This is a genomic window from Paraburkholderia graminis C4D1M, assembly GCF_000172415.1.
Lineage (GTDB): Bacteria > Pseudomonadota > Gammaproteobacteria > Burkholderiales > Burkholderiaceae > Paraburkholderia > Paraburkholderia graminis.
This window is the reverse complement of record NZ_ABLD01000057.1, coordinates 1-10,700: the sequence shown is the minus strand read 5'-3', so window position 1 is coordinate 10,700 and position 10,700 is coordinate 1. Positions and strand designations below refer to the sequence as shown.

At 60.9% G+C, this 10,700-nt stretch carries 11 protein-coding genes, 2 rRNA genes and 1 pseudogene; 8 read left to right on the top strand and 6 right to left on the bottom strand.

Annotated elements, in window-relative coordinates; all coding sequences use genetic code 11:
- Both BGRAMDRAFT_RS32910 and rrf read left to right on the top strand, forming a co-directional pair.
- Positions 1–132 (top strand): 23S ribosomal RNA (locus BGRAMDRAFT_RS32910); the annotation flags it as partial.
- Between the two features lie 218 nt (positions 133–350).
- Positions 351–464 (top strand): 5S ribosomal RNA (rrf, locus tag BGRAMDRAFT_RS32905).
- A gap of 75 nt (positions 465–539) precedes the next feature.
- On the opposite strand, the gene BGRAMDRAFT_RS34235 is transcribed toward rrf, so the two are convergent.
- On the bottom strand, positions 540–746 hold the full coding sequence (locus BGRAMDRAFT_RS34235) for a lipocalin family protein (protein ID WP_269745272.1): 207 nt from the start codon (positions 744–746) through the stop codon (positions 540–542).
- Between the two features lie 913 nt (positions 747–1,659).
- The gene (locus tag BGRAMDRAFT_RS32900) at positions 1,660–1,914 is read right to left on the bottom strand and encodes a GlsB/YeaQ/YmgE family stress response membrane protein (protein WP_006053258.1); all 255 of its coding nucleotides are present in this window, start codon (positions 1,912–1,914) and stop codon (positions 1,660–1,662) included.
- 338 nt (positions 1,915–2,252) lie between these two features.
- On the opposite strand from BGRAMDRAFT_RS32900, the gene BGRAMDRAFT_RS32895 reads away from it, so the two are divergent.
- Complete coding sequence (locus tag BGRAMDRAFT_RS32895; RefSeq protein ID WP_006053257.1) at positions 2,253–2,786, top strand: hypothetical protein; 534 nt, start codon at positions 2,253–2,255, stop codon at positions 2,784–2,786.
- A 98-nt stretch (positions 2,787–2,884) separates the two neighbouring features.
- On the opposite strand, the pseudogene BGRAMDRAFT_RS32890 reads toward BGRAMDRAFT_RS32895, so the two are convergent.
- Positions 2,885–4,046 (bottom strand): annotated as a pseudogene (locus BGRAMDRAFT_RS32890) (metallophosphoesterase).
- Positions 4,047–4,315: 269 nt separating this feature from the next.
- Positions 4,316–4,462 (bottom strand): hypothetical protein, encoded by a 147-nt coding sequence (locus BGRAMDRAFT_RS34840; RefSeq protein ID WP_157140707.1) that lies wholly within the window; start codon positions 4,460–4,462, stop codon positions 4,316–4,318.
- Between BGRAMDRAFT_RS34840 and BGRAMDRAFT_RS32885 the strand changes: the two genes are divergently transcribed.
- Positions 4,461–4,799: a hypothetical protein gene (locus BGRAMDRAFT_RS32885; RefSeq protein ID WP_006053255.1), complete on the top strand. Its 339-nt coding sequence runs from the start codon at positions 4,461–4,463 to the stop codon at positions 4,797–4,799. The genes BGRAMDRAFT_RS34840 and BGRAMDRAFT_RS32885 overlap by 2 nt on opposite strands.
- A 9-nt stretch (positions 4,800–4,808) precedes the next feature.
- Here the strand turns inward: BGRAMDRAFT_RS32885 and BGRAMDRAFT_RS32880 are convergent, their stop codons facing one another.
- Positions 4,809–5,393 carry a malonic semialdehyde reductase gene (locus tag BGRAMDRAFT_RS32880; RefSeq protein ID WP_006053254.1) on the bottom strand — a complete coding sequence of 195 codons (585 nt, stop codon included), beginning with the start codon at positions 5,391–5,393 and terminating at the stop codon, positions 4,809–4,811.
- Positions 5,394–5,739: 346 nt separating this feature from the next.
- Between BGRAMDRAFT_RS32880 and BGRAMDRAFT_RS32875 the strand changes: the two genes are divergently transcribed.
- Positions 5,740–6,354 carry an alpha-ketoglutarate-dependent dioxygenase AlkB family protein gene (locus tag BGRAMDRAFT_RS32875; RefSeq protein ID WP_006053253.1) on the top strand — a complete coding sequence of 205 codons (615 nt, stop codon included), beginning with the start codon at positions 5,740–5,742 and terminating at the stop codon, positions 6,352–6,354.
- A 61-nt stretch (positions 6,355–6,415) separates the two neighbouring features.
- Here the strand turns inward: BGRAMDRAFT_RS32875 and BGRAMDRAFT_RS34835 are convergent, their stop codons facing one another.
- Positions 6,416–6,622 carry a hypothetical protein gene (locus BGRAMDRAFT_RS34835; protein WP_006053252.1) on the bottom strand — a complete coding sequence of 69 codons (207 nt, stop codon included), beginning with the start codon at positions 6,620–6,622 and terminating at the stop codon, positions 6,416–6,418.
- 310 nt (positions 6,623–6,932) lie between these two features.
- Here BGRAMDRAFT_RS34835 and BGRAMDRAFT_RS32870 point away from each other — a divergent pair, with 310 nt between their 5' ends.
- From BGRAMDRAFT_RS32870 to BGRAMDRAFT_RS32860, 3 genes are all read left to right on the top strand, one after another.
- Positions 6,933–7,919 carry an ABC transporter substrate-binding protein gene (locus tag BGRAMDRAFT_RS32870; RefSeq protein ID WP_006053251.1) on the top strand — a complete coding sequence of 329 codons (987 nt, stop codon included), beginning with the start codon at positions 6,933–6,935 and terminating at the stop codon, positions 7,917–7,919.
- Between the two features lie 295 nt (positions 7,920–8,214).
- Positions 8,215–9,828, top strand: coding sequence for a sugar ABC transporter ATP-binding protein (locus BGRAMDRAFT_RS32865; RefSeq protein ID WP_006053250.1), 1,614 nt, complete (start codon positions 8,215–8,217; stop codon positions 9,826–9,828).
- Positions 9,825–10,700: ABC transporter permease (locus BGRAMDRAFT_RS32860; RefSeq protein WP_044022074.1), on the top strand; the 876-nt coding region annotated here is incomplete at its 3' end. The genes BGRAMDRAFT_RS32865 and BGRAMDRAFT_RS32860, both read left to right, overlap by 4 nt.

Sequence of the window (10,700 nt, the reverse complement as noted above, 5' to 3'; positions counted from 1 at the left end):
TTAAGATGAGATATCCCCGGGGCTTCGAGCCCCTTGAAGGGTCGTTCAAGACCAGGACGTTGATAGGTCAGGTGTGTAAGCGCAGTAATGCGTTCAGCTAACTGATACTAATTGCCCGTAAGGCTTGATCCTATAACAGGTGTGTGTCGGCAGCCGTTAGTGCTTCAGCACTTATGGATGCCCCACCCTGCGCCACGCGCAGGGTCTTATGCAGACCACACACGGTTGAGTGATCGATGTTGTGCCTCGAACAACACAGCCCAACAGCTTTACCCTGGTGAGCATCACCAGAAACTACTTCTTCCCGATTGGTTGTGTTGGCCCAAAACCCAGCACGACAACAAGTCATGCCTGATGACCATAGCGAGTCGGTCCCACCCCTTCCCATCCCGAACAGGACCGTGAAACGACTCCACGCCGATGATAGTGCGGATTACCCGTGTGAAAGTAGGTAATCGTCAGGCTCCCCAGCAGTGTCAGAAACCCCACCCCGCAAAGGTGGGGTTTCTGCGTTTACAGCGCTGGAAAATGCGGCGCCGTCACGGCCCGCCCATGCGCAGAGCGCCCGCATAGCCAGTCAGTTCCAGATACGCCCGCCCGAGCTGCGTACCATCGCGGCTCACCCGCGCCGCGCCTTCCCAGTACACCGCGCCGGTCGACTGCCGCGAGTCCAGCTCCTGGTCGTCCATCAGCGGATCGAGCTGCATAGCGGTACTATGGGAAGGCGAATCGCCGGCCCCGGCCAGATAGTCCCAAAGCATTGCCGCCTCGACGAGGCTTCACAAAAGCGGTGGTACGGTGCCGTAAGTGACAAATTCAGGACTGCACGTTCGCGCAATTCCATTCGACGTTTGCAGCGATTCCAGGCGGGGATCAGTACGATTGTGGATATAGTACGGGCGCATCGTCTATGTGCGTCTTTGCGCCATCGAAAACTATTGAAGAAGTGTGGCGCGCGTTTGAGGTTGAACTCAAGCATGTCGGCAAGCTTAAGCTCGCCATCCGGAGCCGATAGAGTTTTCCCGGCTGCGTTTTACGCATTAGTGTTGAGCGAACTCGAGCGTCACTGCCGTCGCTTCCTGCTACGCCACACGAGCTCAACAATCGTCCGCAAGTCATTCAGTGGCTTTTGTCCGGTCGCAACCGGACAAAAGCCACACGTACGAGTGGCACACATAGATGAATGACACCCGCGGGCGACGCGATCTTTAAGGCAATAAGGGACGCGTCATGTTTGCGACGAAGTCATTTGCGAACGCAGTCGCATTCTGAATTTAGTGCTGGAGGCTCTGCATCGTCGACATGACTAACGCGACGTCGACTCAATCGCAACGACGACTGCGAAACCTCGCGCCGCGCAGACGCGTCATGCCCGATATTCAAGACAGAGCGCATCAGCAATATCGGAAGATATGTCGTTAGTGCTGCAAGATGCGCAGAGAGCGGAGGACCACCCGCATCGGCTGCAACTTGCTTTACGCTGACATAGGCGGCTGCGGCAAGCAGTAATCAATGTTGCCGACGCAGCGAAGGGAAGGTGTAACCGGCCGCAAAGCGGTGCAAGCTCGAGACCGCTACAAAAAGCGCAAGGCCGGTGAAAAGAGCGCGAGACCGACGCCAGCGGCATTGCCGCTGACGCCGGAGAGGCTCACGCTGAACTCAACTGCCTCGTCGGACGAGCCGGATGATAAACAGCAGAATGACTGCGCCGATTACTGCGGTGATGATCGAACCGATCCAGCCGCTCCCGAGCGAGATGTGCAGCACGCGGGCGAGCCAACCGCCGACGAACGCGCCAACGATCCCGACGATGATGTCGACGATAAGCCCGAACCCACCACCTTTAACGAGCACGCCAGCAAGCCAGCCTGCGATCGCGCCGATGATAAGCCATGCAATGATGCTGTGTTCCATAATCGAGACTCCATAGTTAAGTGAACAATGCGCGGTGACAGAGCTTAGTCGAAGCTTCCTGGGCAGTCCATATTCAGGATACAGAATTAACATTGTCTCAATGTCTTGTAAGTCAGCTGTAGACCAAACGTGTACCGGCGTCTCTGGGAAATTTCCATGGTCGATGCAGACCAATCGACAAGACGATACGGAGTCCAAACGTTGACGTCCGCCATCATTAAAAACACACTATCCGAAACACCCGTATCTGCGCGCGCGGTAACGTTATAAGCCTCGGCGCACGATACCGGTTGGCACCACGGCGCCGGTTTGAGTCCGTTCACGTCAATGAGGAATGTATGAAACGTAAAGCTCTTGGGATCGTTGCTGGTGCGTTCGTCGCCGCAGCTTCCTTTGCGTCGTTCGCTGCAGGGCTGCCCGCGCCGTTTGAAGGGAGCAGCACGTTGCAGGCCGAGGGCGTGGTGAAATCCGTCGACCACGCAAGGCATTCAGTGACTGTGCGCGACCCGCAGGGTGGCGAGGCGTCGTTCGATATTACGGATACGCGAGATCTTGCGCGAATAGCTCAAGGCGGCAAAGTCCATATCCGCATGATGCGCAATGCCGTGGTCAGCGTTACGCGCGGTGCTGATGGACAGGGTGCGGCCGCTGTTGCGGCGTCGATCGGGCAAGCGAAGCCGGAACAGAATGTCAGTGCAGAAGTCCAGGCGATCGACCACGCGTCGGGTGTCATGGCATTGAAAGGGCCGAACGGAGCCGTGTTCCACATTCAGGGCCGCGACCCGGCAAAACTCGTCAATGTAACGCCGGGGATGCAGGTGTTGGTCGCGTTTGCGCCGCAAGTCAGTGTCGCCGTGGCGCCCGTGCAGTAAAGCGCATATTCATGTTGCGCCTATAACGATTGACTGGCGTCCAAGCTAATAAGGCGTAGTCCTTTCAGCGTCACAGTCGCCTTCGCTAGATTCCTGCCTTAGTCTGGCTGGCCGGGCACAAGGCGCAATCGTGTGATTTCTGATGGTGCGCCGAGCCGTTTTGGCGGTCCCCAATAGCCGGTGCCGCGACTCGTGTACACCCACAGCCCGTTCAGGCGAGCGAGGCCGGCGGTGAAGGGTTGCTGAAACCGCACAAAAAAATTCCACGGGAAGAACTGACCACCGTGTGTATGACCTGAGAGCTGCAGTGTAAAGCCCGCTTCAGCGGCTGCTTCGGCGGACCGTGGCTGGTGGGCGAGAAGTACCTTGATCAGCACGTCGCCTGGTGCGTCCGCGATTGCGGCCATTGGGTCACTGCGATGAAGGGGATCATGATGGCCGGCTGAATAGTCGGTCACGCCGGCAATTATGGCGCGGGCGCCGTCGTGCTCGACCACCACATGCTCGTTCAGTAGCACGTGGAGTCCGAGCCGACGGAACTCGTCGATCCATGCATTGGCTCTCGCGTAGTACTCGTGTGCCTGTACAAGGTATGCGCCGTGACGCGCAGCCAACCGCGAGAGCGGCTGCGTGTGGTGAGTCAACTGCGGGCACGCTGCCGTCTACGACATCGCCCGTTACGGCTATGAGGTCAGGCTTCAGACGATTCACTGCGTCGACAATAGCGTCGACATAGCGCCGTTTGATGGTGGGGCCCACATGAATGTCGCTGATCTGAACGATGGTGAAGCCGTCGAGGGCAGCGGGCAAGTCGTCGATCGGGACCTCGATTGTCACGACTCTTGCGCGACGGCGAGCGTTAAAGAGGCCGATCAGCGTCGACAGTAATGCAAGCAATGGCACAGCCGCCGCAGTGCCGGTTCGCCAACGTTCGAGAGGGATCGTGCCAGGCCGCATCGCGTCCACGGTCATGAGTGAGGCGAGAGTCAGGTCGCGCACAAACGTCAGCACGAGCAGCGAGGAGAAGAAACCCATCGCCAGCAAGCCGACCCACGCGAGCCGATCGCCCAGCGGCTGCTGTTTGATGGTGCGCGCGAGCATGCCCAGCGGAATCACAAAGACGGACAGCACAAGCCACAACCCCGATAGCCAGCGGACAGTGATGCTCACCGGCATGTCGGGGATCAGGCGGAAGCCCACATAGATGTGCAGCAGAATGCCAATGAAGATGAGGCGTACAAGAAACGATGAGCGGCGCATAGGGAAGGTGAGGGCGGGTAAGAGCCGGAGGGCATGAGCTGAACGGCGGCGGCCAGTTGCCGTAGCGACGCGGCGAGCGACCAAGGCTAGGGCGAAGGCCATTCTACCGGCATGCGCGCTCGTGCGCAGACGGCTGCAAAAACACTGAGCGTGCAAAGCGACGCCAGCTTGTATTGCTGCGCAGCAGTGCTGTTGAGACATGCAACGGGCGTGCTCAATCCACGGTCCCAGCGGGTCGAAAAGGTCCGCAAGTTCCCGGATAACCATAATTAAATGGGCTTTGAATTGCCGATGCGGGTGGAGTATTCTGGAAGTGAGCCGGTCGGCATCAAGAGCCGCTGCCAAATCGACTGACCAAACAGCGGCCCGGCTTGATTGTTGTTATCGCCTGGAACGGCGAGGCGGGAGGCGATCATGAAACTGCTCGGATCAGGCCATCGTTTTCATCACGGGGACTCTGCGCACCGCGCGCATCACGTTGGATATGAGGGCAGCCATGTCATGCTCCCTCTCGTTGGCATATCGGTGATGGCGTTGGGTTTGTATCTCGGCGTGCGCAACGTCGACTTCTCCGAACTAGGCAAGAGCGCGCTCTTCTACATCGTCATGCTATGCGTCGCGCTCGGTATCGCGGGGCTTTTCGGCGTGGTCGGCGCGTGGCTGCGTTCGAATGGCGACGGCACAGAAGAGAATTTCTGCTTTGTCGGCGCAGTGATCGGCGTCGTGGTGTTCTACATCGCGATCTTCAGCTAAAGCGGCGCTTCACTCTATCCGCGCGGCTTCGTCAAAGCTGAAGCGCGGGCTGCGCGGAAACAGAGTCGACGCATCGCCGTAGCCGAGGTTGACCAGGAAGTTCGACCTCACTGTCGTGCCCGCGAAAAACGCCTCGTCCACTTTCGCCGCGTCAAAGCCTGACATTGGGCCAGTGTCGAGGCCGAGCGCGCGGGCCGCCAGAATCAGGTAGCCGCCCTGCAGCGTCGAGTTGCGAAATGCGGTCTCGGCGATCGCCTTGTCGTTACCAGCGAACCAGCTCCGAGCGTCGGCGTGCGGAAAAAGCTTAGGCAGATACTCATAGAACGCCATGTCCATTGCGACAATCGCCGTAACCGGTGCCGCCATTGTTTTATCGACATTGCCGGCCGACAATGCCGGCCGCAGCTTCTCCTTGGCCGCCGCGCTTTTCACAAAGACGAAACGGCCCGGGCTCGAGTTGGCCGATGTGGGGCCCAGCAGCGTGAGTTCGAGAAGTTGACCGAGCAGCGCGTCATCGACGGGTTTCGGCTGCCAGGCGTTGTGCGTGCGCGCTTGGCGGAACAGTTGGTCGAGTGCTTGATCCGAAAGAGTCATGATGGTTGTCCACTCAAGGAACCGATACTGGAAGCGCGTTGGCGGGAAGAAGTCTGCGGAATGAAAACTTCGGCAGGCGGCGCCATAGACGCATCCGCAACGCGCAATAAATAGCGCCAGCAGGCGGGAACCGAAACCACAGGCGGCCGCAGTCGAGCAGCGACAGTAGCGCGACGAAGCCACAACGAAGCTGCGGTGAAGTGGCAAGAGACCACAACGAAGCCGCAGTAAAGCCGCGACAAGACTGCCGTGAAGCCGCCACGATGCCGCGAAACTCCTAACGGCCATTGCAGCCATAATAGCCAACGTTCTACCGCCGCGCCGCGCTGCGCTCGCACACACAAACATGACGGATCTTTTCAATGATCTTCCGGCTCCCGACGTCGACTGGTATCCCGACTGGCTGGCGCCCGAAACGGCCGAGCAGTTCCTCGCGCGACTCATCGTCGAAGTGGAATGGCGGCAGGACACCATGGGCACGCCCGGCGGTCGCGTCGCGCTGCCGCGGCTGACGGCATGGCAGGGCGACGCCGACGCTGTGTATGTCTATTCCGGTATCCGTAACGAACCTCAACCGTGGACAGCAGCCGTCGCCGAACTGAAGGCCGATGCTGAGGCGGCTTGCGGAGCCCGATTCAACAGCGTCCTGCTCAACCGCTACCGAAGCGGCGCGGACAGCATGGGCTGGCATGCCGACCGCGAGCCGGAACTGGGACCGGAACCGGTAATTGCATCGGTGAGCTTGGGCGCGGCACGCACATTCGACTTGCGGCACAACAAGACCGGCGCCGTCCAGTCGTTCTCGCTCAAAGGCGGCAGCTTGCTGGTCATGAAGGGCAAGACACAGGCGGAATGGCGGCATCGGGTGCCGAAAGAGCCACGGGTTGTCGGCGAACGCATTAATTTGACTTTCCGGTGGGTTGCGCCTCATACGCGGGCCGGCGGACCGTCGCGCGGCTAAATCCGGCGGCGATGTGCGCCTGCAAAGTTCTTCGCCGGGACCGGACCCGCCGCCGGCAGGCCTAGGGCAGACTTGCCGCAGACGCCCACAGCAGACCGCACGGCAGACCCACCGGCAGACCCCACGGCAGACCCCACGGCAGACCCCACGGCAGACCCCACGGCAGACCCCACGGCAACCCGACCCAACGCAGACCGCACCCGATGCACCCGATGCACCCCGATGCACCCGATGCACCGGAGGCACTGGAAGCACCCGAACCACCCATCTCAACTTCACCCTGCGACCTGCCAACCAGGCGACGCACGGCTCGACTCGCCAATGTAAGCGCATAAAAACCAGCAACGACCAGCCGACCCCCAAGCCGTAACCACCACGTCAACTACCGCACACACCCGCACACACCCGCACAGCCCCCACCCCCGTCTATACCAAAATTGATATTGCTCCCGCGAATCATATGATTGGACTGTTAACGCCCGGCACACTACGCTACATCACGATCCACGCTTCGCGGCGGCCGCAACGGCCGGTCGGATTCGATGGATCGCCTACACAACAACGATCAGGAGACAGTCATGGCGAATACACGACGCGCCGCATGTCGTGCGTTGGGTGCGCTCGCGCTGTGCGCGGGTGTCGGCGCGCTGACGCTGGCAACCCCCGGCGCACACGCGCAGGACAAACAGATCACGCTGGGTTTCGCGCAGGTCGGCGCGGAAAGCGCATGGCGGACCGCCAATACCGAGTCGGTGAAATCCGCGGCAACCGACGCCAAGATCAAACTCAAATTCTCCGACGCGCAACAAAAGCAGGAAAACCAGATCAAGGCGATCCGCTCGTATATCGCGCAAAAAGTCGATGTGATCGCTTTCTCGCCGGTCGTCGAGTCCGGCTGGGAACCGGTGCTGCGTGAGGCGAAGGCCGCGAAGATTCCGGTGATCCTGACGGACCGCAACATCGACGTCAAAGATACCTCGCTGTACGTGACGATGATCGGCTCCGACTTCCTGGAAGAGGGACGCCGCGGCGGCAAATGGCTCGCCGATCACTATAAGGACGCACAGGGTCCCGTCAACATCGCCGAATTGCAGGGAACGGTCGGCTCCGCGCCGGCGAATGACCGGCACGCCGGCCTGATCGAAGTCATCAAGAGCGATCCGAAGTTCAAGATCATTGCGTCGCAAAGCGGCGACTTCACCTTGGCCGGCGGCAAGCAGGTGATGGAAGCGTTTATCAAGAGCTACGGCAACAAGATCAACGTGGTTTATGCGCATAACGACGACATGGCGCTCGGCGCAATCCAGGCGATGGAAGAGGCGGGCATGCATCCGGGCAAGGACGTCGTGGTCGTTTCGTTCGATGCAACCAAGGGTGGCTTCCAGGCCATGGCCGCAGGCAAGATGAATGTCGACGTGGAGTGCAGCCCGCTGCTCGGACCGCAACTGATGTCGGCGGTCAAGGACGTGGTAGCCGGCAAGCCTTTGCCGAAGCGCATCCTGACGGAAGAGACCGTGTTCCCGATGAGCGTCGCAGCGCAGACCTTGCCGACGCGAAAGTACTAGGAAAAAGTAGTTAGGCATCCTTGCGAATATACTTGCATGCGAGTTGCACCGGCAGGCAATAACGCAGCAGCAAGCAACAAGCAGCAAGCGAAACAAGCAAGCGAAACAAGCAAGCGCACACAGCCAAACCAGCACGTAACGTTTCTCCAGCGGTGCCTGACCGTCCGATTGCTTGGGCAGCGGACGGTCTCTTTTCACCCGATGCCGAAACGTGCCGCATAAAGCCACCACGGCACACAGGCACCACGGCACGCAGGCACCAGACCACCCACGCACCGCCGCTCGAGCGAGGTCTATGACGCATCCCGCTTCCGAACCCAAACCGCCGGCCACGAGCACGACAAGGTCCGCCGCCGCTGCGTCCGCCGACCACGGCGACGCGCACGAGCCGATCCTCGAAACAACCGGCGTCACCAAGACATTCCCTGGCGTGAAGGCGCTGCAGGGCGTCGATTTCCGGCTTTTCCCCGGCGAAGTCCATACGTTGATGGGACAGAACGGCGCCGGCAAATCGACGCTGATCAATGTGCTGACAGGCGTCCTCGCGCCCGACTCCGGCACGATCCGTCTCGCAGGCGAAGTCGTGGCCTTCGCGTCGCCGCAGGAAGCCGAAGCGGCAGGCGTGCGCACGCTTTATCAGGAAGTGAATCTGTGCCCGAACCTGTCGGTCGCGGAAAACATTTTTGCGGGCCGGCAGCCGCGGCGCTTCGGCGCGATCGACTGGCCCGACATCAAGCGCCGCGCACAAGCCGCGCTTGCGCGCCTCGACATCACGCTCGACGTCACACGCTCGCTCGACGCTTATCCGATCGCGGTCCAGCAGATGGTGGCGATCGCACGAGCGCTTTCCGTCGATGCCCGCGTGCTGATCCTCGATGAGCCGACGTCGAGCCTCGACGACAGTGAGGTCGCGCAACTCTTCAAAATACTTCGGCATCTTAAGCAATCGGGTATTGCCATACTGTTCGTCACGCACTTCATCGAGCAGACGTATGCCATTTCCGACCGCATCACGGTCATGCGCAACGGCGAACGCGAGGGGGAATATCTCGCGCGCGATTTGCCCGCCGATCTGCTCGTCTCGAAGATGGTCGGTCACGAGCGCATGAGCGAGCGTCTGCGCGAAGCCGCTCACGAAGCATGCGACCCCAGCGACGACACGCAAGACGATCACAGCGCGCCGCCGTTTATCGAACTACGCGGCCTCGGCAAACGCGGCACTTTGCAGCCAATCGACCTCGACGTGCAGCGCGGTCAGATACTCGGACTCGCCGGGCTGCTCGGCTCCGGGCGTACGGAAACCGCGCGGCTGCTGTTCGGCGCAGACCGTGCCGACAGCGGCACGATGCTCGTCGACGGCAAGCCGGTGCGCCTGCGATCCCCGCACGATGCGGTGCGCCACGGCATTGCGTACTGCGCCGAAGATCGCAAGAAAGAGGGCATCGTCGCCGACCTGTCGATCCGCGAGAACATCCTTCTCGCGTTGCAGGCGAGGCGTGGCTGGTGGCGCAAGATCAACCGTCAGCGCGCGCGCGAGCTGGCCGATCTGTGGATCGAGCGGCTCGGCATCAAGGCTTCGGACGCGGAGCAGCCTATCGGTCTGCTGTCCGGCGGCAACCAGCAAAAAGCGCTGCTTGCGCGCTGGCTTGCGACCGATCCGAAGCTGCTGATTCTGGATGAGCCCACACGCGGCATCGACGTCGCCGCGAAATTCGACATCATGGATCGCCTGCTCGCACTGTGTGGGAACGGCCTGAGCATTCTGTTCATTTCGTCGGAGATCAGTGAAGTGCTGCGCGTCAGTCATCGGGTAGCCGTGCTGCGCGACCGCCGCAAAATTGCGGAAGTCAAAGGCACGGCATCGAACGAAGACAATATCTACCGACTCATCGCGGGGAGCGGCGAATGAAGCTATCGAACTGGCTCGCGCGTGATGGCGTCGAGCGTCCGTTGATCTGGCCATGCGTGACGTTGGCGTTGTTGTGTGCGCTCAATCTCTGGGTCAATCCGCACTTTCTGTCATTGCGCATGCTCGACGGCCATCTGTTCGGCGCGCCAATCGACGTGCTGAATCGTGCGGCTCCGCTCGTGCTCGTCGCAACGGGCATGACGCTCGTCATCGCGACGCGCGGCATCGACATTTCGGTCGGCGCAGTAGTGGCCATCGCAGGCGCGGCGGCCGCGACGATCCTCGCCACGCAACCCGTGCCGACGGGCGGCCTGATCGCGCAGGCGTTGCTTGCGGCGTTGATCGTCGGCGTGCTGAGCGGCATGTGGAACGGCGTGCTCGTGTCGTTTGTCGGTATGCAGCCGATCATCGCAACGTTGATTCTGATGGTCGCGGGACGCGGCATCGCGCAACTACTTACAGCAGGGCAAATCATTCCGATCGGCGCGCCGGGCTATCTGTTTGTCGGCGGCGGATACTGGCTGGGCGTGCCATGCTCGGTGTGGATTGCGACGCTCGCTGTGCTGGCTACCGCGGCGCTCGTCGAGGGAACGGCGCTGGGGCTCTTTATCCGCGCCATCGGTGTGAATCCGGTGGCGACTCGCCTTGTTGGCTTGCGCTCGAAAGCGCTGGTTTTCGCGGTGTATGGATTCTCGGGATTGACGGCGGCGATGGCGGGCATTCTCATCAGCTCGAACGTGCGCAGCGCCGACGGCAACAACGCCGGCCTGCTCCTGGAGCTCGACGCGATTCTCGCGGTGACGCTCGGCGGCACGTCGCTGCTCGGCGGCCGCTTTAGTCTCGCAGGCACGGTGCTCGGGGCGCTGATCATC